This is a genomic window from Pseudomonadota bacterium (assembly GCA_034189865.1).
GTDB lineage: Bacteria > Pseudomonadota > Gammaproteobacteria > UBA5335 > UBA5335 > JAXHTV01.
Genome location: JAXHTV010000035.1, coordinates 1 through 24432 on the forward strand (window position 1 = coordinate 1; position 24432 = coordinate 24432).

At 58.2% G+C, this 24432-nt stretch carries 21 protein-coding genes; 6 read left to right on the forward strand and 15 right to left on the reverse strand.

The features are described from left to right. Together SVU69_12210 and SVU69_12215 are read left to right on the forward strand one after the other, a co-directional pair. The coding region (locus tag SVU69_12210; GenBank protein MDY6943759.1) for a hypothetical protein at nt 1–626 on the forward strand (626 nt) is incomplete at its 5' end. Between the two features lie 45 nt (nt 627–671). After that, entirely contained in the window at nt 672–2009 is a 1338-nt protein-coding gene (locus SVU69_12215; GenBank protein MDY6943760.1) for an MATE family efflux transporter, read from the forward strand. A 16-nt stretch (nt 2010–2025) separates the two neighbouring features. On the opposite strand, the gene SVU69_12220 is transcribed toward SVU69_12215, so the two are convergent. Both SVU69_12220 and SVU69_12225 read right to left on the reverse strand, forming a co-directional pair. Continuing rightward, nucleotides 2026–4008 carry a cellulase family glycosylhydrolase gene (locus SVU69_12220; protein ID MDY6943761.1) on the reverse strand — a complete coding sequence of 661 codons (1983 nt, stop codon included), beginning with the start codon at nt 4006–4008 and terminating at the stop codon, nt 2026–2028. A gap of 293 nt (nt 4009–4301) precedes the next feature. Continuing rightward, nucleotides 4302–4973, reverse strand: a complete 672-nt coding sequence (locus SVU69_12225) for an OmpW family outer membrane protein (GenBank protein MDY6943762.1) — start codon at nt 4971–4973, stop codon at nt 4302–4304. 574 nt (nt 4974–5547) lie between these two features. Here SVU69_12225 and SVU69_12230 point away from each other — a divergent pair. Beyond that, nucleotides 5548–6366, forward strand: coding sequence for a secretin N-terminal domain-containing protein (locus SVU69_12230; GenBank protein MDY6943763.1), 819 nt, complete (start codon nt 5548–5550; stop codon nt 6364–6366). Between the two features lie 11 nt (nt 6367–6377). On the opposite strand, the gene ttcA is transcribed toward SVU69_12230, so the two are convergent. Continuing rightward, nucleotides 6378–7223, reverse strand: coding sequence for a tRNA 2-thiocytidine(32) synthetase TtcA (gene ttcA, locus SVU69_12235; GenBank protein MDY6943764.1), 846 nt, complete (start codon nt 7221–7223; stop codon nt 6378–6380). 134 nt (nt 7224–7357) lie between these two features. Between ttcA and SVU69_12240 the strand changes: the two genes are divergently transcribed. Then, complete coding sequence (locus SVU69_12240; GenBank protein ID MDY6943765.1) at nt 7358–11701, forward strand: DEAD/DEAH box helicase; 4344 nt, start codon at nt 7358–7360, stop codon at nt 11699–11701. Here SVU69_12240 and SVU69_12245 read toward each other — a convergent pair. Genes SVU69_12245 through pomA form a run of 3 tightly spaced genes read right to left on the reverse strand, consistent with a single transcriptional unit; the run spans nt 11677 to nt 14018 of the window. Next, a complete protein-coding gene (locus SVU69_12245; protein MDY6943766.1) occupies nt 11677–12309 on the reverse strand; it encodes a PilZ domain-containing protein in 633 nt (210 codons plus the stop codon). The two genes, SVU69_12240 and SVU69_12245, sit on opposite strands and share 25 nt — an antisense overlap. Then, nucleotides 12306–13226: a MotB family protein gene (locus SVU69_12250; protein ID MDY6943767.1), complete on the reverse strand. Its 921-nt coding sequence runs from the start codon at nt 13224–13226 to the stop codon at nt 12306–12308. Before SVU69_12250 ends, SVU69_12245 begins: the two co-directional genes overlap by 4 nt. A gap of 21 nt (nt 13227–13247) precedes the next feature. Then, nucleotides 13248–14018 carry a flagellar motor protein PomA gene (pomA, locus tag SVU69_12255; GenBank protein MDY6943768.1) on the reverse strand — a complete coding sequence of 257 codons (771 nt, stop codon included), beginning with the start codon at nt 14016–14018 and terminating at the stop codon, nt 13248–13250. A 394-nt stretch (nt 14019–14412) separates the two neighbouring features. On the opposite strand from pomA, the gene SVU69_12260 reads away from it, so the two are divergent. Then, nucleotides 14413–15618, forward strand: a complete 1206-nt coding sequence (locus tag SVU69_12260; protein ID MDY6943769.1) for a diguanylate cyclase — start codon at nt 14413–14415, stop codon at nt 15616–15618. Here the strand turns inward: SVU69_12260 and SVU69_12265 are convergent. From SVU69_12265 to SVU69_12285, 5 genes are all read right to left on the reverse strand, one after another. Next, nucleotides 15615–16757: an HD domain-containing protein gene (locus SVU69_12265; protein ID MDY6943770.1), complete on the reverse strand. Its 1143-nt coding sequence runs from the start codon at nt 16755–16757 to the stop codon at nt 15615–15617. The two genes, SVU69_12260 and SVU69_12265, sit on opposite strands and share 4 nt — an antisense overlap. Then, nucleotides 16758–17273, reverse strand: coding sequence for a Rab family GTPase (locus tag SVU69_12270; GenBank protein MDY6943771.1), 516 nt, complete (start codon nt 17271–17273; stop codon nt 16758–16760). A gap of 122 nt (nt 17274–17395) precedes the next feature. After that, nucleotides 17396–19129 carry an OmpA family protein gene (locus SVU69_12275; protein ID MDY6943772.1) on the reverse strand — a complete coding sequence of 578 codons (1734 nt, stop codon included), beginning with the start codon at nt 19127–19129 and terminating at the stop codon, nt 17396–17398. Nucleotides 19130–19153: 24 nt separating this feature from the next. After that, nucleotides 19154–19753 (reverse strand): hypothetical protein, encoded by a 600-nt coding sequence (locus SVU69_12280; GenBank protein ID MDY6943773.1) that lies wholly within the window; start codon nt 19751–19753, stop codon nt 19154–19156. A gap of 329 nt (nt 19754–20082) precedes the next feature. Continuing rightward, nucleotides 20083–20526, reverse strand: coding sequence for a thioesterase family protein (locus tag SVU69_12285; GenBank protein MDY6943774.1), 444 nt, complete (start codon nt 20524–20526; stop codon nt 20083–20085). A gap of 111 nt (nt 20527–20637) precedes the next feature. Between SVU69_12285 and SVU69_12290 the strand changes: the two genes are divergently transcribed. After that, nucleotides 20638–21201, forward strand: a complete 564-nt coding sequence (locus SVU69_12290; GenBank protein ID MDY6943775.1) for a hypothetical protein — start codon at nt 20638–20640, stop codon at nt 21199–21201. Here the strand turns inward: SVU69_12290 and SVU69_12295 are convergent. The 4 genes from SVU69_12295 to SVU69_12310 all read right to left on the reverse strand — a co-directional run bounded on the left by SVU69_12295 (nt 21196) and on the right by SVU69_12310 (nt 24329). After that, a complete protein-coding gene (locus tag SVU69_12295; GenBank protein ID MDY6943776.1) occupies nt 21196–21942 on the reverse strand; it encodes a class I SAM-dependent methyltransferase in 747 nt (248 codons plus the stop codon). The genes SVU69_12290 and SVU69_12295 overlap by 6 nt on opposite strands. A 98-nt stretch (nt 21943–22040) precedes the next feature. After that, nucleotides 22041–22577 (reverse strand): hypothetical protein, encoded by a 537-nt coding sequence (locus SVU69_12300; protein ID MDY6943777.1) that lies wholly within the window; start codon nt 22575–22577, stop codon nt 22041–22043. Nucleotides 22578–22820: 243 nt separating this feature from the next. After that, nucleotides 22821–23276 carry a PGPGW domain-containing protein gene (locus SVU69_12305; protein ID MDY6943778.1) on the reverse strand — a complete coding sequence of 152 codons (456 nt, stop codon included), beginning with the start codon at nt 23274–23276 and terminating at the stop codon, nt 22821–22823. 99 nt (nt 23277–23375) lie between these two features. Further along, nucleotides 23376–24329, reverse strand: coding sequence for a fatty acid desaturase (locus SVU69_12310; GenBank protein MDY6943779.1), 954 nt, complete (start codon nt 24327–24329; stop codon nt 23376–23378). Between the last annotated feature and the right edge of the window lie 103 nt (nt 24330–24432).

Sequence of the window (24432 nt, forward strand, 5' to 3'; positions counted from 1 at the left end):
TCGACGATACGGGCTGCAATGAACGGGTCCGCCGCCTCATCACCGCTGCGGGCACTCACCAATCGTTGGCCCGGCAACCGCCGAACGATTCCGCTCCCGCATCTCCCGCCCGGTTGCTGGTCCGCCAGCTTGCCGATTCCGCCTCGCTGAATGCGACCCTGACGGCCAGCGAGCGATATCTCTCGCAGGGTGCCGGTCACCTGCAAGAACTGGCGCCGTTGGTGAATGCGGTTCGGCAAGTGTTGCACACCTACCTACACCTCCCCCATCGAAGCGGCCCAGTTACGCTGGGCATGCGGACGATGCATGCCAACATGCTGGCTGAGATCACCGTGGCTTGCCCGTTGGAAAACACGCCAGAGCACTTGACGCTCATCGACATACCCGTGCCCCACGATGTCACCGTCTGGGCCAACCGGGGACAAGCGCAATTCACTGCGATAGCCGGTCAGCACGTGCTAATGGGTGATCGCGATGGTTGCCGACAGCAAACCCTGACGCGGCCCATACCATTGAGTTTCATGGGAACAATCGTCGATCTCGCCGGTGATGGCTCACACCTCCAGATCAACGGATCGCCGGCGGAGTCGGATGGGCAAGATACGGACTGGCCACCACACAGTTAAGATAACGCAGCCATTCCGGCCGATCACGAAGATAGGCGAACTCCCTTGGTTAAAACCGCACAGACGCCAGCAGACCGTCAGGCGCTGACGCGCCTCGCCTGGCCGATGATTCTGTCCAACCTGAGTGTCCCGCTGTTGGGTTTGGTGGACGCCGCGGTGATGGGCCACCTCCCCGACCCACGCTATTTGGCGGGCGTCGCGCTGGGTTCCATCCTGTTTGATTTTCTCTATTGGAGCTTGGCGTTTTTGCGGATGGGCACCACCGGCTTGGCCGCCCAGGCGCTGAGCCAGAATGATACGCGACGATTGCGCGCGACCCTCGGACAAGCATTACTGCTGGGTCTGGCATTGAGCGTGATGCTACTCGCGCTGCATGCCCCTATCGGCGTGACCATCTTCAGTCTGACCGACGGCAGTCCATCGGCGGAGGCCGAAGCCGCTTTGTACTTCGCCATTCGCATTTGGGGGGCCCCGGCCGTGTTGGCGAGCTATGCCATTCTCGGCTGGTTTCTGGGCGCTCACAACGCCCGGGCACCGCTGATTTTGCTGGTTTCGCAAAACCTGCTCAACGTCATTCTCGACCTGTGGCTGGTAGTCGGATTGGGTTGGAACACGGCGGGCGTGGCGTGGGCCTCGGTCGGTGCCGAATATGCCGGTTTGGCCCTTGGGGTTGTCTTGATCCGGCGAGAACTCCATCGATTCCCGGGACGTTGGCCGTGGCCCGACATCCTCAACATCCGCGAGCTTAAAAAGGTGCTTTCAGTCAACGCCAGTATTTTTATCCGAACCCTGGCTTTGATATTCGCCATGGCTTTTTTCACCAACCAGGGGGCGCGTCAAGGCAACACCATCCTGGCGGCCAATGCCCTATTGTTGCATCTGCACGTTTTGGTGGCTTACGGCCTGGATGGATTCGCCAATGCCGGAGAAGCGCTGGTCGGCCGGGCCGTCGGCGCACGGGATCGGCTGGCGTTTGAACGCGTGGTCGGCAGCCTGGTGAGCTGGTCGGCCGGTATCGCCTTGGCATTCGCGGGGATTTTTCTGCTGGCGGGCCCCTATCTTATTGCCACGCTAACCGACATTGCCGAGGTCCGCCTGGCCGCCGAAACCTATTTGATCTGGGCGGTGTTATTGCCGCTGGTCTCGGTTGGCAGCTATGTACTGGATGGGATATTTCTGGGTGCGACCCGCACTCGGGAGATGCGCAACAGTATGCTGATCGCCGTATTGGTCGTGTTCCTGCCCGCTTGGTACATGCTGGCGGGTTCGGGTAACCATGGCCTTTGGTTGGCCTTCACCCTATTCATGGCCGCCCGCAGCGCCACTTTGGCTTTAGCCTATCGGAAGATTCAAGCCGCCCGCGGCTTCGTCGCCACGGCATAAACAAGCCCTGCAGACATCAGCGACGCTTCACTGTGACATGCATCCGGCCCGAGGTTTTCGCCAGAAGACGAATCCATTGATCACCGGCCTCGACTTGTTCCAGACCGGGTGCGGTGACCACGTAGCCCTTGGGGAACTGCCGTTGCGGCAAGAACAGCTCCGTGGGCTGTGCTATGGCTGCGTCAGCATCGAATTCCAACGTGAACAGGCCCTTTTTGCGGCTGAAACTCATGGCCAGGGGACGGCCTTGTATCCGGCTGGCATACGGCCGCACGAAGCCGTCAAGTGCCCGGCCGCCGCTGTCGATGTTCGCCGGATCATGCTGCTGATCCCGGGAAAAAATACTCAGATCCTCTTGATTCCAACCATCGCCAATCGCCAAGTCATTGCGATTACTCGCGGTATAGTTCCATTGGGTGGCGCTGAGCAACGAGGCATCCAGCGCCTCGTACATAATCTCCAGGGCACGGATGTGCTCTCGCCAGGGACCGCTCGACCGGTCTCCTTCGGCGTAAGCACGGTAAGCTTTGCCACCCCGCATATCGTAAGGAATGCCGAACTCGCCGATGAGCGTGGGACAGCCACCGTGCACTGATTCCGAAGAGCGCATCACATCCGCCAGCTCGGCCTGGTAGTCGGCCAACATCGCGCCGCGCCCGACGAGCAAACGGCCGTTTTTTAGATTGAACCCAATGGGATACAAATGCCGCTTGAGGATCAAAGTGGTCACATCGTAGCAGTGACCGGCATTCACCGTATTATCAGGCAGACCCCGTGGGAATGCCCGTTCAGGGTCGAAATTAAGCAGATCCGGTTCCGCAAAAATCAGCCAATCCGGATTAAAGCGGCGAAGATTTTCGGCTGCACGCTGATAGAACGGCGCCAGATAGTCTTCGGCAAAGTCCACCGCCCGACCATCGACACGCTGAAAAAAATCTTCGCGCAACACCTCGGCTGACCCACTTTGCGTCATCCGGTATGCCCCGGCGAGCTCGAACGGATCGGTGCCCGCGTCCATCCAGATCGACACCCGTCCGGAATTCACGACCCGCGTGCCTTTTTGAACCATGCCACGACGCAATACGGATATGGCCATGTGCGGCAACTCCAACCGCATGCCACGGGCTGAACGCAAGCCATCGAACGGCGACCAGGCGACGCCCGGCAACACCGGCCGACGATCTTCTTCGGTCACTTCGGTGTGACGAACCGACATGGGCCGTCCGATCCAACCGGCGCTGGGCTCATTGAGCACATCGAAGCCCATCACATGAGGCATATGGGCGACACGCTCGGCGACTGCCGCTTGGGCGCCAAAAAAGTGCCCCTGCAGATAGTCCTGCACATTCTTGCCATCGATCGTGAACTGGGGCGCGAAGTCGCGCCCACCGAAAAACAAGGTCCATAGGATTCCGTTGGCGGCCAAACCGTAGTTGGACGCCCAACTCATCTGCGGGTAATTGTCGTTCTGCCTAGGGCGCGGGTCCTGGTAGTCGTATTCATACTGCATCACGAACGCGGCGTCGGCATCGCCCAGCCGCGTGTAGTCGATGCCGACTTTTTCGAACACCCAGCCAGGCGCGCCATCGCCCCCGGTCATTCGGCTCCAGACGTCTTGATGGAAATCGACGTAGACATAAAATCCATACTCACCGGCCAACTCGCACAGGCGAGCATAGTAATCAAGGTACTCGCTGTCGTATTGGCCGGGACCGGCATGTTCAACGGCCTCCCAGGTGGTCAAAAGCCGAAGACAATTGAAGCCCCAATGCCGCAAACGGCCAAAATGCTCGTCCGCCTCGGCCAGGGGAAGCGGGCGGCCAACAAACGAAACCTGCCGGTGATCGGAAAAATCCGTGGAAATATGCGTACCGCCGTCGGGATAGGGAACTTTGCAGTCACCGCCGAGATTCACGCCACGCAGCAATACGATCCGTCCTGATTCATCGACGAAATGTCGGCCCTGAATACGCAGCCTTGGCATCCTTGCCTTACCCATCCGGTCTCTCTCCTTTCGCTGCTGTGACTGTCGATTCGAAGACCCATTTCATCCGCCGGTGGTCGATGGACGCACGATCCACGACCTTCCGCCGGAGGTCTGTAGTTATTGATTGTTATCCGCAATAAGCTATCACGTCAGAGGCTAATAATGCCTGCCCCGTTCGCGCCGGTCGGTTAACGATAGGTGCTGCGTGTTTCAGGAACGCGCTTCGATGGGAATCGGACGAAAAAAGTCGCCGGCCCTTGCGAGCCGGCGACTTTCTGGGGGAGTCTTAGGAGTGCGGAAGGACGTCAGAAGCGGTAACCCAATCCCAACAGCACGACCCACGGATCAATGTCGACATCAACCGTTAGCTTACCGGCCAAGGTGGTGTCCAAAGTCGCTTCGGTATCAATGTCGATGTACCAGACGGCGGTATTGGCGAACACGCGATCAGTCAGTTGCCAGTCGGCGCCCATCTGAACCGACCATCCCCAGGAGTCATCCAGGCTGACGTCGGTGTCGCCGACAACGGCTTCCAGATCGTCACCGCCTTCTTCGTCGAAGAACGTGGTGTAGTTTACGCCCACTCCGAAGTATGGTTGAACCACCGTGGTGGTCAGATTCGGATACCACTGTAAGCTCACCGTCGGGGGCAAATGCTTGATGGTCGCCAAATCGTCAATCGCTTCCAGCGCGCCGCTACCTTCGATATCGTGCTCGAACGGCCAGGCCGCCAATAACTCGATGCCGATCTGATCGGTCACCATACCCACGACCGTTAGACCCAAGCTGTAGCCGTCTTCGACCTCGACCGTACCGCCGATGGGTTCCACCTCACCGCTGTCGTCGTTAGGAATCACTGCGGCAGCGCCCGCCCGGAATAAGAAATCGCCCTGTTCATAGGCCATCGCGCCCAACGGCACGCCGCCCAACAACGCTGTCAGCACGCAACTCGACGCAACTCGCATCTTCCGATCCATTGCTCTCTCTCCTTATACAAGCTTTGAATACCCGCTTTACGCCGGAAGACTCCGGCGAGCGCGTAACCAAATTTACCCCGAGAGGATATGGTTCGCCATGACATGGATCAGGCCAAAGATCCCAGCAAAACGCGGGGGCGCATAAAAAAAGGCCGCGGCGACGCCTTGATGGCGAACTCCGCGGCCACGCCCTCCTCAACCGGCCGAGTGCCGGACCAAATCATTCCGCCGGGAGGCGATCTGATCCAGCAATTTTTTCAATACAATTAGGTCCATGGAGCATGTCATCACACCGATCTAGCAACGCATCCGCCGCGCGGAAATCACGGATCTGGTCACGCGGGTGGCTCAAACAGTCAACCCGTCACCATCAACAGCTACAGACCCATTTCCCAGAAGCGAATGAGCCCTCTCTTTCTGTTTAGAGCAGACCAGTATTTTGTCAAGGTTTATTTAACTACCGGCCCGCCCGAGACGATTCACGCCAAAACGCGCTAGAGTGACTAGATAACCAATATTCAATTGGCGACCAGACCGCCGGACAATCCACCGCCAAGGCATTGATGAAGCAGACATGTTGACGAACCACCGAAGCCTTTGGGCCACACTGTCGCTGTTGGCGATGCTCCTGGCTAACCCGGTCTGGAGCGATGAGCGCCTGGAGATCATTCAACTGACCCACCGCACCGCGAGCGAACTGCTGACGGTACTCACGCCGCTGGTGGAACCGTCCGGGACGATCCAGGCATTTGACGACAAACTCATCATCCGCGCGGATGAAGCGATCATCGCCCAAATCCAAACCCTCGTGGATCAACTCGATACCCCGCCCAAGCAAGTTTTGATCACGGTCTGGCAAGGCGCGGACCTCAAGCAGCGCGAGCTCGCCGCCAAAGCCGGCGGTCACTGGTACAAGAACGAAAAGGGACAACTCACCGTTTCGGTGGGTGGAGGGAAAACCGACAAATCCCAGGGTGACCTCCAGCAGGTTCGCACCCTCGATGGTCGCGAAGCGGTCATATACATCGGCCAGCGCATCCCCGTGGCATCAGGTCTCGGCATCTCCAAGGGGCGAGAAATCATCGTCATCGACGGTGTCCACTACCGGGACGTTGTCACGGGCTTTCGCGTCAAGCCCTCGATCCGCGGCGATCGGGTCGAACTGGAGATACGGCCCCAGCGGGAAACGAACGGGACAATGGGTTTGCCCACTGAGATCCAGGCCATCGATACGGTAATCGCCGGCCCGTTGAACGAGTGGATCGAAATCGGTGGGCTATCCCAACGAGAAACCGTGACGGGCAGCGGAACCGTGTACGCCACCCGGCAGTCGTCCGCCGACCAACGCCGGGTTTGGGTGAAAGTGGAACCGATTCCCGACCCAGGGGAATGAAGGCAGGCGATCTAGCTCGATGCGGATTCGGGGCGAAGCCAATCTTCCCGCGGGGCGTCCCGCGCCCCTAAAGCAGCAAAATCGAAGTGGCGCCCGTCGGCCAAATGCGACACGCTGACGTTCTTCAAGCTGGCGAAAATACTGTCTTTCCGGCCCGGAAAAGCTTTCTCCCATTGGGCCAACATGGCTTTGATGGCTTGCCGCTGAAGATTTTCCTGTGAGCCACAGAGGTTGCACGGGATGATGGGAAATTGGCGGATCTGGGCATATTTGGCGATATCCGCCTCGGCGCAATAAGCCAACGGCCGGATGACCACGTGCCGCCCATCATCGCTCAAGAGCTTGGGCGGCATGGTTTGCAAACGACCGCCATGAAACATGTTGAGGAACAGGGTCTCGATCAGATCGTCCCGGTGATGCCCCAAGGCGATTTTGGTGAACGCCTGCTCTGCGGCGAAGCGGTATAAAATGCCCCGGCGTAAACGGGAACACAGGCCGCAGGTGGTTTTTCCCTCGGGGATCACCTCTTTGACGATGCTGTAGGTGTCTTGCTCGATAATGTGAAACGGCACCCCGCGGGATGTCAGGTAGTCCGGCAAGACCTCCGCCGGGAATCCCGGCTGTTTCTGGTCCAGATTCACTGCCACCAGTTCGAATTCCACCGGCGCGCTTTGCTGAAGATCCAGCAAAATGTCCAACAAGGTGTACGAATCCTTGCCGCCCGAGAGACACACCATCACTCGGTCGCCGGACTCGATCATATTGAAATCCTGAATCGCCCGGCCGGTGTCGCGCCGCAGTCGTTTTCGGAGCTTTTTGGCGTTGATGGAGGCGTTGAGTTCGGGAACGGCAGACATCGTTTTCGGTCACAGTGAAGTGGGTGGTTTGGCCATCCGGGTTCGTTTTGCGAGCCCTTAACGCGGGTATTGTACCCCGCTTTCACGCAATCTTTGACGCTGACCGAAACAACCAGGTTCGATATCCTATCCCTATGGTTTTAGAGACTTTCCACCCCGCCGTCGCGGCCTGGTTCAAAAACCGGCTCGGCGCACCCACCGAGATCCAGCGTCAAGCCTGGCCGGCGGTGGCCAGCAGCGATCACACCTTGATCGCCGCCCCCACCGGCTCGGGCAAAACCCTGGCGGCGTTTCTGGCCGCCATCAATGCGCTGGTGGAAACCGGCCTCGAAGGTCACCTGCAAGACCGCACCTATGTGCTGTACGTCTCACCCCTTAAAGCGTTGTCCAACGACATCGAAAAGAATCTGCAGCAGCCGCTCATGGGGATACGCGACCAGCTCTTGGAGCACGGTTTGGCGGATGTGAACATCCGGACCGCGGTGAGAACCGGTGACACCCCTGCCGGTGAGCGCAGCGCCATGCGACGAACCCCGCCCCACATCCTCGTCACCACGCCGGAGTCCTTGTACATCCTGCTCACCTCCGAATCCGGTCGACAGATGCTCAACCAAGTCGAAACGGTGATTGTCGATGAAATTCATGCCCTGGCCGGTAACAAACGGGGCGCTCATCTGAGCCTGTCGCTGGAACGTCTGGCTGCGCTGACCGCGCGGCCCCTCACCCGGGTCGGCCTGTCGGCCACGCAAAAGCCCATCGAGACCATGGCCCGCCTGTTGGTGGGAGACCGCAACGAGTCGTGTCGCATTTTGGATCTGGGTGAGCCCCGGCAACGCGATCTGGCCCTGGAGCTGCCCAACTCTCCCTTGGAACCGGTGATGGCCAACGAAGTGTGGTCGGAAATCTATGACCGCCTGGCGGCACTGACGGGGGAACACCGCACCACACTCATTTTCGTCAACACCCGCCGGGCGGCGGAACGAACGGCGCGTCATTTGGGAGAACGCATCGGCGAGGACGCGGTCACCACCCACCACGGTAGTCTGTCCCGCGAACATCGTCTTCAGGCCGAGCAGCGCCTGAAGAGCGGCCAGCTTCGGGCGCTGGTCGCCACGGCCTCATTGGAGCTGGGTATTGATATCGGCAGCATCGATTTGGTCTGCCAACTGGGCTCGCCCCGAGGCATCGCCCCGTTGCTTCAGCGGGTGGGGCGATCCGGTCACAGCGTCGGCGGGATTCCCAAAGGACGCCTGTTCCCCCTGACACGAGACGATTTGGTCGAATGTGTCGCCTTGTTGGACGCCGCGCGGCAGAACGAGTTGGACGCCATTGCAGTGCCCGAGCATCCACTGGATGTGCTGGCACAGCAAATCGTGGCCGAAGTGGCCTCTCGGGAGTGGTCGGAAACCGAACTCTACCGCCAGTTCCGCCAAGCCTGGCCCTATCGCAATCTCAGCTGGGATGGCTACTTGGCCGTGATCCGCATGCTGGCCGATGGCTTTTCCACCCGCCGCGGTCGGCGCAGCGCGTACTTACACCGGGACGCGGTCCACGGCACGCTGCGACCACGACGAAGCGCGCGGTTGACCGCGGTGATGAACGGCGGCGCCATCCCCGATCAGTTCGATTACGACGTGGTGTTATCTCCCGAAGGACACACCATCGGCAACCTCAACGAAGACTTCGCGTTCGAGAGTTTAGCCGGCGACATATTCCAACTCGGCAACACCTCCTATCGAATACTCAAGGTGGAGCCCGGCCGGGTCATCGTGGAGGACGCCAAAGGCCAGCCGCCCAATATCCCCTTCTGGTTCGGCGAAGCGCCGGGCCGTACGGATGAGTTGTCCGCCGCCGTCTCGCGCCTTCGAGCACGGGTTGAGGGCAATCTGGAAAGTGGCGCCGAGCAGACCCTGCGTGCCCTGATGACGGATTACCAACTCACGCGGGCAGCCAGCGACCAACTGATCCGCTATCTGGGTGCGGCCAAAGCGGCACTGGGCACCCTACCGACGCAGGAGACCATCGTTTTCGAGCGGTTCTTCGACGAAGTCGGAGACATGCATCTAGTCATCCACTCCCCCTACGGATCACGGATCAATCGTGCCTGGGGACTGGCGCTGCGCAAACGATTTTGCCGCAAGTTCAATTTCGAGCTGCAAGCGGCGGCGCTGGAAGACAGTATCGTCCTGTCGCTGGGTCCCACCCACAGTTTCCCGCTGGAGGAGGTCGGCCGCTATCTCCACCCCCACTCGGTGCGCAATCTGCTGATTCAAGCCCTGCTCGACGCGCCCATGTTCCCCACGCATTGGCGCTGGAACGCCAGTATTGCCCTGGCCGTGCGGCGTAACCGCAACGGCCGCCGCGCCCCGGCCCAGTTCCAGCGCAGTGACGCGGAGGATCTCATGGCCGTGGTCTTTCCGGATCAACTGGCGTGTCTGGAAAACATCGCCGGCGATCGCGAGATCCCCGACCATCCGCTGGTGGAGCAAACCCTGACCGACTGCCTGCACGACACCATGGACATCGTCGGGCTGCAACGCGTCCTGGAAGGACTGGTCAGTGGTCGAATTCTTCTACACGTCCGCGACTTGCCGGCGCCCTCGCCCTTGGCAGATGAAGTGCTCAACGCCCGGCCGTATGCGTTCCTCGATGACGGTGCCGCCGAAGAACGCCGAACCCTGGCGGTTCGGCAACGATCGAGCGCCGAGGTCATCGAGCCGGACAGTGGCACGCTGGACAGCCAAGCCATCGCCGAAATCACAACCGAAGCCTGGCCGATGATTCGCGACGCAGATGAGCTTCACGATGCGCTGAACATCGTGGGTTTTCTCCGCCCTGCGGAAACAGCCATGACTGGCGGCATGGCGCCGCAAGCCGCTTGGCCGGCGTATTTCGAGACCCTTATGGAACAAGGCCGGGCAACATGCGCCCTGCGCGCGGGAGAGGCGTATTGGGTGGCCGCCGAACGGCTGACCGAATGGCTCACCGCTTTTCCGGAAACCCAAATCCGGCCCGAGATCACGCCGACCGCTCCGTTTGGCGCACCGGAGGATGCCGAGGCCGCGCTCCGGGCACTGGTTCGCAGTCGCCTGGAGTTGAGCGGACCGATCCGTTCGGAAGCCCTGGCGGCCGACTTTGGCCTGTCGGCAGGATCCATGAAGCCGGTCTTGCTGGCTCTGGAACAGGAAGGCTACGCCATCCGCTGCACGGTGCCGGAAGACCCCAAGGCCGAAGCGTGGTGCGAACGCGGATTGATAGCGCGTATCCAGCGCCGCACCATCCATCGCCGGCGACAGGCCTTCACTGCGGTAAGCCCGCAAAGGTTCATGCGCTTTTTGCTCGACTGGCATCGACCAGACGGCGCCGACCGGGAGGGCCCGGAGGCGTTGCTGGCCGTTGTCCGCCAACTGGAAGGATTTAGCGCGGCGGCGATCGCCTGGGAAACGGATATCCTGCCCCTTCGGATGAGTGGCTACCAGAAAGACTGGCTGGATACGCTATCCACCACGGGGCGTGTGATGTGGTCCCGTCTCGCCCCGCCGGCCAAGGGCAGCACGGCGAGGGCCGTCTCCTCGACTCGTAAGACCCCCATTGCCTTGACGGTTCGGGCCCACACCGAACGCTGGCGCGGCGGATTGGACCGGCCGGATGCGTCAGAATTGCCCCTGTCCAGCGCAGCACAGCGGGTGCTGAATCTCATTCACGAGCGCGGCGCCAGCTTTTTTGCCGATCTGCTCACCGACAGCGGTCTGTTGCGCAGCCAGGTGGAAGACGCCATGGCGGAGTTGGTGAGCTGGGGATTGGTCAACGCCGACGGCTTCTCTGGTCTGCGCGCGTTGATTCAACCGCCGTCAACGCGGAATCGCGGACGCGGCCGGCGTTCTCGCCACCGACTCAGTGGAAGTATCGAAGCAGCCGGCCGCTGGACTGCGCTCGCGGTCAAGCCACGCGCGCGTGGCGATGACGATGTCGCACACATCGCCTGGACGCTGCTAATCCGATATGGCGTGGTATTCCGTGCGCTGTTGGAAAGGGAAACGGCGATCCCAACGTGGCGGGATCTGATATATGTCTATCGCCGTCTCGAAGCACGCGGCGAAATCCATGGCGGCCGGTTCGTTTCCGGATTTGCCGGCGAGCAGTTCGCCTTGCCCAGCGCAGCAGCCCGCCTCAAGCGGGAACAATCACGGAGCGATACGGGTGAATGGGTGGCGGTCTCGGGATCGGACCCACTGAATTTGGTGGGAATCATCTGCCCTGGACCCCGGGTACCGGCGTTGGCGGGAAACCGCGTTTTGTACCGCGACGGGATACCTGTTGCCGTTCGGCTGGAAAAACGAATCGAGTGGCTGGTTAAGATCGAACCCGACGCCGCTTGGCGATTGGAAAGACTCCTAAACGGATTCGCAGCGCCGGGAACAATTCCCGACATACGGCATGATCCCGTTCGTGCTCAGGCCGGCCGAGGACCGTTGTAAGAAGACGAATCGTCATCGTGATATCCGCGCCGTTCGCGCAGGATTTCCGCTTCACGGCGGAGCACGTACTGCACAATCAATTCTTTGTCGGTCTCTCTTAGGTCGACAAATCGAACCCCGACATGTCGTCGGCCGTTTTTGCCCACCGGGCCACATCGGACCACGCGACCAAGGACTTTCAATCCAGCGTTCATGGCCGGCAACACCAACCGGATGTCCAACTGCGTTCCCGGCGAAATAGGCTGATCCACCTCGAATGACACCCCTTCAGCAGACATGTTCACGGTTTGCCATAGATTGCCGTCGTGACGCATCTCTTTTAGCAAGAGCACCTGGAATATCCGCTGTAGCTTGAGATCAATCCGCCCGATGTACTTGGCGATTGCCGATGAATCGGCAGCCGCTTGTCGGTGCAGCAACTTCAGTTCGTGCTGGATTTGATTGAATTCGGAGGTCAAGAAAAAAAGTTCGGGCTGGCTGCCACCCAGTTCGGGTGCCGAAACCAATGCCTCATCGACGATCCCATATTGAAACGGCAGAACATCGGATACTCGATTGAACTCGCGTTGTTCCTCATCCATTGGTGGCGGAGATGCGTCGGACGTCATGGTGTACTCGGATCTAAAACGTTGTACTGTTCTTCGGAAACGGCCTCCAAGCCTTCCACGTCACCGATCGTTTCCGAAGCCATAGCCTGGATCAGAGCCAGCTCAACGCGGCGATTTAGAGCCCGATTGACTGGCGTATCGTTCGGCGCGATGGGTCGGGTATCGGCGTGACCTTGAACCGTGATGCGTTTGGGATCCAACGGGATCGCTTGCAGGATTCTGAGCACGACCGTCGCCGCCCGCGCAGCGGACAGATCCCAATTGGAGCGAAACTCTTCGTTATAAATCGGCACGTTGTCGGTATGCCCGGACACCAGCACATCACCCTCCGTCAACTCAATGGCCCGGGCCAGTTTGACGATCACCGGGGAGAACGGTTCGATCAATTCGGCCTCTCCGGAGGGAAAAGATCCGGTTTCCGGGATACGCAAAATCAACTTACGGCCCATTCGTTCGAGCTCCACCAGGCCGGCATTCAATTCTTGCTTGAGCAGTTCGCGGATTTTGGATTCCGCCTCACGAGCCTTCCGCAACGCCTCGTCCATTTCGATAGCCGCCTTGCGGTTGCGTGGAACGTTGACCATGCTGGATTGACTTTCAGCCTTAATCACCTGCTGAACGCTCGGGGTCGCCTGCTGTTGAATCGTCTTGATCGGCGTAGGATCGGGACGCCCGGGCGAAAACTCACGGGCGATGTAGCTCGTCCCCGTGGGATTGTCCTTGGCGAAAATTTGCCGCTGAATCCCGAATGCCTCGCGCATCGATCCCATCACCTGTTTGTATTTTTGGATATCCATCTCGGAAAACGACAACAGCAACACGAAAAAACACATCAACAAAGTACTGAGATCGGCAAAGGTGGCCATCCATTGCGGGGCCCCGGCGGGCCTTGGCTTCTGCTTCTTGTTCCCCTGCACGAGCGTTCCACCTCGGACCGACTAAGCGGCCTCTTGGCCCGTACTGGCTTCGCGCAGCGCGGCGGGCAGATAAGTCTTGAGCAACTCTTCGATCACGCGGGGATTGAGCCCCTCTTGGATGGAGGCCAAACCTTCCAGCAACAGGGTTCGGTTCAAGCGTTCTTCGCTGTTGCGGTTGGCCAGTTTGTCGGCGATGGGCAGTGCCAAGGCATTGGCAATAATCGCGCCGTACAAGGTTGTGAGCAACGCCACAGCCATGGCCGGACCGATGGATTTTGGATCGCTCATGTTGGAGAGCATCTGAACCAGCCCGATCAGCGTTCCAATCATCCCCATGGCCGGCGCCACATCACCCATGGCACGGAACACCTTCTCACCCACCTCATGCCGTTCGATGGTCAGCTCGATTTCCTGACTGAGGACTTTTTTCACAAACTCCGGCTCGTGGCCGTCGATAATCAGTTGCAACCCTTGCTTGATGAACTCGTTCTCGACGGGATGGTTCTCCAGCGCAAGCAAACCTTGTTTACGGGCAATACCGGCCAACTCGACTGTTTGCGAAATCAGCATACTGGGATCTTCGGCCTTAAAGGAGAAGGCCCGGCCGGCCACTTTGAAGGCGCCAAAAAACTGGCCAATGGAAAATTTCATGAGCACGGCCATCACCGTGCCACCGACAACGATCAGGATCGACGGAATATTGAGAAATACCCCGGCGCTACCGCCGACGAGAATCGCAGCGGTGATAACACCTATTGCGCCGATCAATCCAATGAGAGTGGCCAGATCCATAACGTATTTATCGCCTCGTTAAACACCTACCGGTCCGTGCTTGGCCATCAGTTGGCGAAACCGCCCCCATCGACGCCGCTCACCGGCAAGACTTTCTTGTTATTTCTCCACCAGCCGCCCAAAAGTGCACCGTCTACACGCTCCGCCTCGAAACGGCGCCAAATAATATTCGCGTGCGCTACTCATTGTCGTTGAGAGATCGCCTTTGGTTGTATCGACTGACTAACGGCGTTCTTGAACCTCGCCAACTGCCAAGCAGCAGACTTCGATGGCGCCCGAAATGGCCGCCTAACACGGAGCTCTTAAGTATGTCCCTGCCGAGACGCTAACTCCCTTGTCTGCACGTGACACGAATGGATGGATCGTTCTAAAACACAGCAACATCAGTTACGCGATGCGAATCTTCAGGCAACAAAACAGCAAGAATAAGCAATCGTCGACATCCGGTCAGCCGGCCGAAGGCAGCAAAGACGAAAATGGGCTGGACGCCATGGAAGCGGCCGCTTCCATGTTACGTATCCTGGGAAACCACGCCTTCGAGCTCGAAGGGAACGACCACAATACGTTTACCGATAACTGTGAACGATGGGCGCGACACCTCGCTACGGGAAGTCAACCGCCTCTGGAAAACGCCGACCACCAGGATGTGGGGGACACCAACAAACCGATGTTTGGGCCAGGCGGCGCGAATTCACCGCGAAATTGGACCGATGCCATTCAATTCTTCCGGACCCGGCGGGTTCGCGAACAAGCCTTCGTCAACCGGAGATTGCGCGAACAGACGAGTCTCATCTGGGACTTGGCCGACACCTTGAAGGCCGCACAAAAAGGCAACGCCACCAGCGAGAAAACCATCGACACAGAACTCAACCAATTCGGGCAAGTGGTCGAAGGGGGCGCCTTAGCACAAATACAGACCCAATTCAGTCGGCTCGCCGACAACGTTCGTCACACGTTGGAAGAACAACGAGAGGATTTCAAAAAACAGGTCCAAACGCTTAAGTCTCGCTTACAGGAAGCGGAACGGGATCGCGATATGTCGCGGTCTGAAGTCCAGTTAATGAATCGGCAGCTCACCGCCATGCGCGAAGACCTTCAAGTCATTCGCCGGCAACTCGAGCTGGACCCGCTGACGCAAGTCTATAACCGGGGAGCGTTTGACCAAACCATCCGGCGGTACATCGACCTGGCTTTGGTTTCCGGCCAAACGTTGGCACTGATGATGTTGGATGTGGACCACTTCAAAGCGATTAATGATCGATACGGCCATTTGGCGGGCGACCAAGTATTAATCGCACTGGGCAAAACCCTCACACGGGCATTTTTGAGAAAGGACGATTTTCTAGCACGCTACGGCGGCGAAGAATTTACCATTCTGCTGTTCGTATCGGAGATTTCCGATATGGAGAAAGTATCTCAAAACGTTTTGAATAAAGTGGCCGACATGGAAATTCAAAGAGTTCCCGAGGCAACGATCACCTGCTCAATCGGCTATACCTTCCTGAACTCCAGCGACACACCCGATTCTCTGATCCGACGGGCGGACGAAGCGCTATACCGAGCCAAGGCCAACGGGCGAAATCGTTTCGAGGTCGGCTAAGGGGGCCACCTCCTATCGGTCACGGCCAAGGACGATTGAAACAAACGCCGGCGCAACGCCGACTCAGCGGGGTCGTCAGGATTGGCGAGGCGAATGTCCCGAAGGGTGGGTAACAGGTCCATAAAGATCTCAAAAGTGACCGGATCGAAATGCGTACCGCACCCGCGCGACATCATGCGAATGACCTCGTCTTCGGGCATGGGCGCTTTGTAAACGCGGGGGTGAATCAGAGCATCATAGACATCTACGATGGCCACGATTCTCGCCGAGACCGGAATCTCCTGCCCCCTCAACCGAGCAGGATAGCCGGTTCCGTCATACCGCTCGTGGTGATAATGGGCGATCTCCGCCGCAAGCTTTAGCATGGGTACACTGGAGCCTTCTAGCATTCTTGCACCCAGCTCGGAGTGGGTTCGCATAATCGCCCATTCGCCCGCGTTTAGCCGTCCCGGTTTACGAAATATCCGATCAGGTATGCCGATCTTGCCAATATCATGCATCGGCGCAGCCAACCGGATTTCATCGACTCGCTCTTGATCCCAACCCATGGCTTCGGCCATGCTGGCCGAGTACAACCCGATCCGACGAACATGTGCACCTGTTTCCTCGTCTCTCAGACCCGCGGCAGCCAGGAGCCGGTGAGCCAACTCTTCTTCACGACATCGAATCGCCTCGGTGCGACGCCGGACTTCTTCCTCCAAATTCTCAGCTTTCAGGGCAATTTCGCGCGCAACCTGGAGTTGCCCGAGGTGATGTTCGAACTCATCTCCCAAGCGTTCGATCATCAACACACAACAACCCTCCCGCCGAACGGCGAGGGCACGGAACGCTTGACCAGACGCGTCGCCGCCCTCGCACCAAGGTCCAGAGTTGAGCGTGCCCTCTCCGGGCATTGCCCAAAAGATTTCAGCCTGCTGCAGAAACGCTTCCAGAAACGACCCCGGCTCAGCCAGCTGGACTGTGGAATCTGCGCCCGTCGTGTCTGCAAACACTGTAAACCAGGGCGGTGGCCGCATCAGTGGCCGAAAGCCATCCACACCCACCCGTTCTAGGGCCATCCAGCCCAAAGTGGGCAACACCTCGGCCAGGGGATGCTCTCCGGCCGGGGAATGGTCGGCACCGGAATCGGTGACCGACATCTAGTGGCACTCGTTGCAGGTTTCAGCCAACACCCGGTGGGTGAGGGATTCGAACATTTCGTCCACCCCTTCTCCGGTGCGCGCACTCGTAAACATCACATCGAATCCTTTGGCTTTTATGGCTTCGATTTGGTTTTGCTCAATGCGCCAGTCTGCCTTTAGATCACATTTATTCAAGGCAAGCACAAACGGAACAGGCCCAACAATGCCTTTGGCGCTCTCCTGCAGAGACGCTGCTTTCGAGAGCGTCGAGGCGCGCGTTCCGTCTGCCACCAACAGGTAGGCCGATGCACCGCGAAGGTGGCTAAAGTGCAACGGATGAAAGTCGTCTTCACCCTCTAAATCCCAGAGCATCAGAGTCACTGCCTGACCGTGGACCCGCAGCTGTTTTTTATCGACCTTCACCCCCACCGTGGTGTGATATCGCTCCGAGAACAGGCTGTCCACGCAGCGACGAACCAAGCTGGTTTTACCGACTGCGTAAGCGCCGAGCATACATATCTTCTTTTGAAGCACAGCTCCGTTCTCCAAAAAATCCAGTTCGCCGTCCGTTAATTGTCCGCCGCCGATACGCCCGGCGAGGCCATAGGTAGCCGGCGGGATTTCGCCACCGAGTCGATTCGACGACCGATACCAAGCTATGGGCCCAAATCGATTTTCAACTCGACCCGCCGCTGCTGGGACGAATTGCCGTCGGGCTCGGCCGGTGAAACACCCATCCCCACCACTTCGGTGCGGATCGCCTCACCCAGACCCGACGCCCGCAACGCCGTGGCCACAGATTGCGCACGCTCCAGGCTCAAACGACGATTAAATGCCTCACTGCCGACGGAATCGCTGAAACCCCGAACCTGTATCACCAAGCGCTGCTCTAACATACCCGCCAAATCATTTAAACGCCCTAATCGCTCGAGTAGCGGGCTCACGATCGGCGATGGATCTTCCGGCAACGCACTCTCGCCCGCGTCGAACAAGATCCGGATGGCTTCAATCTCGGATTTTAATTCCTGGAACAAAGCCTCCGGCGCCGGCAATACGGTCAGTTGGCTGACATCGATCGCACCGATTCCGGCCACTTGCCCATAGCGCGCGGGTGCCGCCCTCGCCCACGCCACCGACGCTTCGCCCTCGATCCATAACGTCGAGCCGCTTAGCGCCAACTGAACCGTGGGCAGCGGCGGCCACGCCCTAAGGGCGCGCGCCAAGACCATTTGATCATTCAGCGACAAAAACGGCTGCCACTGCCATTCGATACGATCGACGCCGGCCCATTGAATTTGACTGAGCGCTTGATCGGGGGAGGCACTTGGATCTTTTAGCCCGCGCACAAAATAGCCACCCGATTGACGGCCGGATTTGATAACGATCAAACCCGGGACTTGCTCTAACGCGCTCACTGTTTGCAAGAAACCTCTCGTATCCTGATAACGTCCCCAGGCCCACCAGCCGAGCAGGCTGACGATCAACGCAATCAGTATCAGCGCCAGCCAGGGACGAGATTGCGACGCATCGGTTCGCAATTTTTCTTGTAGACACGGTTCGAGGATGGTATCGACGCGTTCGAATCGGCTGTTATCGCCCTGAAATCCGCGCAGTTCGTCCGACATCAGCCAATGGACTTGCTCCACCGCACGATTGAGGTCATCAGTAAAGGGTTCGGGCGGCTGGCCGCGTACCACCGCAGCGACGATGGCATGTTGACCAAAGGCGGTGTAAACTGCGTAGTCCCCCATCACCGTGGCGGCCGGACCGGCTTCATCCGCGCCGAATGCATCCTGGATAACGTCTTGAACCGCCGTCAACATGCCGGCGACCATGTCGGGGTCCTGATAGGTGCTGTCCGGACGGGCGATGTGCCTCAGCAGTATTCCCGTTTCCCGGTGGATCAAAAAGACTTGCTCCACCCGATAGACCAGTGTTCGCAGCAATAACAACTCGGCGAACGGGCGGCGTGTCGCCCATGCCTGCAACCGCAACTTGAGAGAAGCCGGACTAAAGGCATGTTGCAACAGCTGATCGAGTGTCCGCACCATGCCCGAGATGGCTTCGCGAACGGATCGGCGAACGGCGGGCCCGATGACTGGGAAAAGTGCGTCAGCCAAGGGATAAGGATCTTCCCTGACTGAACGGTGGATCGCCTCCTCGACGGAAGGCTCCAGCGCGTCTGCCAGTTCGTGCCCTTCATCACTGCGCCGGGCAACGGCTTCGGCAATGATCTCGGCCACGAATCGCGCTCGGCCGGCCGGGTCATGTAGCGTGTCCTTGAGCGCCAACACCTCCTCATACTCGGCACCCAGGAGCAGTGATCGCAGTCGTTGCAGATCCGACTCGATTTTCTCCTCTTCCAGGTCACTCGCCTGAGGGCTGTTCATGTGGCGCTATCGCCCCAGTGGGCGTCAGTTGACGTTGTCCGAAGTCACATCTGAGGCCAGTCGTTGGAATAGCTCCGCCAACATGGCCCGGTCGGCTTTACCCTGACCCAAGCTACTTCGAACATCGGTCAGCGCCGACATCGCTTCGCCATGGCGAGTATCAAGCAAATGTCTCAACTGCCCGAACTGCTCTTCGACTGAGTGCCGCAATTCGACGAGGGATGCAGAAGCGGCATCACGTACGTTGTGGATCAACGTTTTCAATCGCTCAAGCTCCTCTCTCAGCGCCACGACCTCTTGGCTTCTTCGATCGGACTCGTCGACGAGCGCTTGATCGATCCGCTTCGTTTCTGACTCGACACGCTCATTGAGCGATTGAAAAGCGTGGTCGGTCGTTCCACGCAGTTGATCTATTCGGGTTTCGACCGATGCCGCAAAGTCCGCCAGCCCCCGCTTTTGCTCGCGAAGCTGAGCACCGAACAAGATATCCCGTACCTGCTCGAGCTCGGCTTGCGTCGCCGGAATCTCAGAAGACGGTTGATGCTCGTCCGGTACCAGTTTTTCCGCAACGTCGGAAGGACGCGCTTTGGCACTCGCCTTCGCTTTTTCGGTAGTTGCCGCCATAGGGGAGTCCTCGAAAACAGCTCAAAAACAGGTGGAGCCGCGCTTGCGTTTAGATCGGCTTTTCACATTGCAACGAACTGAGGGCGAGATACCCAAAGCCGCGGTGATGAATGCCTATATACGCCATTTGCGAAATGTTTTTGCAATTAATGCATAGCCATTAAGAATGGAGTCTAGACGACTTGCCGGCTGATCGAAAGCGTCAATTCACTATTTGTTCACGCTAATGGGGCTGCCATTGACTACGGATCGACCACATGGGTGTTAAGTGGAGGCAAAAACCGCCGTCGTGAGAAACCTCAACCTGGCGACGGGAAAACGCCGACAAGTCACCGCATCAGGACGCCTTCCGGCATGATGTGCTCATACTGAGCCAATCGCTCTCGCAGTTCCGACGGGAGCGGGCTGGACAGCTGACGCTCGAAATCGAACCAAACCAGAACGCAGGTCGCCTGTGCGGCAGGTGCCGATTCTCCGGCCCGAAGAATGATCTGGTCGGTAATCAAACTGCTGCGACCCACTCGAGATATGCGCGTGAAAATCTCCAGCTCTTGGGGGAAGGTTAGTTGACTAATGAATCGGCATTGAGCATCGGCCAAAATGATGTTTTCACCTTCCGCTCTGATGGTAAGCCCTAACCCCTCAGTCATATAGGCGACGCGCGCCGACTCCAAAAATCTAAAATAATTGACATTATTAACGTGGCCGTAGGCATCCAGATCACCCCAACGTACTGACATGGGGAACCGGTGGCGAAAATCTGTTACTTCCATCAATTCACTCGATGCGAGGTTGTCAAAAGGCTCATTGTAACTGAGCAATCGCGCCAATCGGCGATCGCACTAGAATTTCAATATTGAGGTCACGCACAATACGGAGACATCATGGCCCTGTCACAAATTAGCGCCCGGGACGGCGAAACGTATCTGATCGAACTCCGATTGAGCGGTATCCAGCAATTGTTCGACACGCTGGACCCCGCGCCTTTTCTCGAAAAAGATCTGGACACTAAGGTGGTGTCATATCTGGTGGAATCGGTCGAAGAACTACCGCGCACCGCCCCCATCAAGCTGATATTCCACTCGTCTAAACATACCGACGCCGACGCCGCGCGTTGGCTGCCCGAGGCGATTCACAACTATTTCGCCTATCGGGCCGACCTTTCCCGACGCGAGCTGCGGGAACTCCTTCGACGGGGTCGGACCTCACTTGTCGTTGGACTGATCTTTTTATTTAGCTGTATCGCGATGGGCGAGGTCATCGGTTCTTTCACCACCGGCATGACGGCCTCTGTGGCAAGAGAGGGCTTGCTGATCGGCGGTTGGGTGGCGATGTGGCGGCCGATCGAGATTTTTCTCTATGATTGGTGGCCTATACGCGCCCAACGACGACTGGCAATACGATTGGCGCAAGCCCCCGTGGAACTTCGAACCGAACCGCATTCATGAGCTGGGTTTCTGCGCGACCAGAAAATAACCCAACGGGAATGCCTTGGCGGTTCTTTGCGAAACCCGTTTACCCAAGCGGCTTCGCACAACCAACGCAGCGAGGTGCTGAATCGCAGAGGCTATCGCGTCACCCACCCGCGGTACCAACAGGGCATTTTTTGCCGTCAGATCCGCCAATACCTCCGGCGCCCCGCCGAGAGGGTAGAGAACACGCACCTCCAGCCCCGATTGGACCAACAAGCGCCGCAATGCAAACTCGGTATACCGATAATAGTCGTGTGGCAGTTCGTGCAACCAATACAGAAACGGGACATTCATGATCAAATGCCCACCCGGTGCCAATACGCGCGTTATCTCGGAGCAGAGTGCCGCGGGTTCAGGGATGTGTTCTAGCACGTCGGATAAGATGACCGTATCGAAGCGCTCGTCATCGAGGGGCAACGGTGCGGTCAAATCCGCTTCGTAGTCCAGGAACTCCCGCCTGTGCACGGATTCCGGCCAATCGACGCAGATGTTCTCGGTCACCAGCGCTTGATAAGCCTGAAAAAGCGGGACTTCAGCGCAGCCCAGATCCAAAAGCCGGCCCTGGCAGTATTCTGGTAAAGCCGACTCATAAGCCCGAGCGATCAGGTCAGCGAACAACCAACTCCCCGCACCAACGAAACGCCGATCACGGGAAGCCCGTAAACGCCCCCCGGCCAGCACATACTTTGTGGGATGCCACCGCGCTTGGTTTTTCATCTTAGAGCCCATCCCTGGTGCTATCGTGCTATGGGGTGCAGTCTATGGTAGCTCGAGAGCGTGGCGCACTGACCCTAACGGCGTTGCGCCGCAGATCCCTAACGAGGAAGACCCACGGCTTGGGGAGCGACCGGCAGCAGCTCGTCTGATATAACCCGGCGATAGGTCTCCATCAAAATCCGGGCATCGGTACTGGCGCGGTGTCGTGTCAGCGCCAAATCACGGACAACCTCGCGTTTCACAGCGGTCCAACGTACTGCGTGCTCCTCGGTCAACAAACACCGCAACGATTCCAGCCGAAACCTCTGAGCGATGTCCGCATGATGAAAAAGCAAAGCGAGCCAAGCGGTATCGTGGCCCCATGCATCGGTGTACACCGTCTTCTCTAGCAGTAGCTCATTGAGCTGGGCAGCCACGTATCGCACCGATCGCCCGTGCTTGGTCAAGGTCTCTCGTGAAAGCCCGTGCACCGCCGCAGCCTTGGGATCCCAGTGCTGCCATTCAGGCTCGGGCTGAATCAGAAAGCAATGCGCCGCGACGCCATACTGCACAAAACCCACTTCGATCGGGTAGCTACCTTTGCCGAAACCAGATGCTTCGACATCGATAAATGTCGGATTTCTAATCGCGTCCATTGGTTATTATGCTTGTTTACTCTAACCCGACCGTAGTCTCCCAACGCGGAAGAATATTCGGGCCTATGGCATTAAAGGCCAGTACGTATTCCGGCCTTTATCGGCCATTTATTAGCTGCGTTGAACAGGAAATGTCGATTCGACCCTATATCGTGATCTGAATCATGTACGCACCAATGTATCAGGAACGTCCGCCTGGGGCGACTGGGGAAGACTTTGTTGGCTTAGTGCGGTGGAAAGGTGTTAAGGCGAGAGGTGATCGGCACTGGCCTGAGCCTCGCCGCGAGCTGCGGGTAATTGCAATGGCGGATGGTTCGCTCGTAGGCGAATCCAATTAACCGAGTGAAGTATTGCGGGTTGGAGAACAATGCGCCGCTCGAGATAGTACTTGCCGGGGAAGTCCAACAGCGTCAGTCCAATCAGAATGGTCAACATACCCTGCCCAGGCAGGACAAGCATGGCCAAGCCGGCCGTCAATATCACCACCCCCAAGACATTTTTGGTTAACACCAAAAGCCAGTGCACCAGCCAGTGACGCTGGGTGCGCGCGAACGGGTTTCGCCGCTCCTTCATGAAGTAATCAGGCGGCATGCGAGTCACGATAATCGGCAACAAGGCAATCGTGCCGAAGAAACTGAGCACGGACAGAGGAAATACCCACCAAAGATCGACCGCACCGTCGGTCAGCCACTCAAACATAAACGTGTCTTTCTCCTGATTCCGCACGCAAAGGCTTGTTCAATACTCGTTACTTTGACCATCATCACGGAAACTGGTTCTTAGTGTTTCCATCGGCTGTTACTGATGATTCGGCTTTACGGGAATCGGGCCGCGCAGTTGTTCGAACATAAACCCGATACCCCGCTTCGTCGGCGGTATTTCCGCCGCATCGGATAACGCAAACCACGGCACGGAGGGTGAACGATGGTGAGTCCGATGGTAGTTGCCGTTCAGCAACCAATAACGCACCCACGCCGGCAGAGCGACATCCAACGCCTCTCCGTTGTTTCCGATCGCCGTGCCGTAATGATAGGCATTGTCATTGAGCGATACGAACAAGGCCCGAAACACGAGCGCAACCCCTAAAATCCAAGCGTATTCCCCATACAAGCGCCAAGCCAACAGCAATACTAGTACAACCATCGCGGCGTCCATACGCGCGAGCCACACTCGCCGCGGCTGGAGCAGATGCGACTTGAGCTTAATTAAGGCCGGAATATTTGCGCCACCGCGCGCCAATACCATGCGATCGCTGAGCGCTCGCAGCCACCGCATGGGTAGAAAAATCACGATATTTGTCAGTAGTTCGGCGACATAAAACCCGCCCAACAAGCGCGGATAGTAGCTCAGACGCGCCAAGTAGCCGGACCAAGTCCCGGGAACATACAACTCGCCCTGAGCATGACCGGTCCGGTTAATCAGATGGTGGTAGAGATGGCCGAACTGTAACAGCGAGAACGAAGTTCCAAACAGGACGGCGAGCAGACGACCCGCAGTTTCGTTGCCGACCCGGGTCGGCATCAGCAGGCCATGGATCGCTTCGTGAATCAGCGCCCACAACGTGGGGGTGACAAGAACGGCCGGTATCAGCGTCCACGCGAGATCGGAACCAAAGCGTTTAATTAACCAAGGCGCCCCGAAGAATAGGTAAAACTGCAACGCCACGACCAGCAGAACAAGCCCGACATTGATCAACGTGGGGATACATTTGCGGTAAGCCGAACTGGCCGAGATTTTCTGGCGTTCACCCATAGAACTGCCGAAGCCCTGCGGCCCCCGGTGGTGTCTTTGTGGATCAACGTCCTATGATACGGCCCTGATATGACGTTCAGGCGACAGACACTGTCAAAGCCCC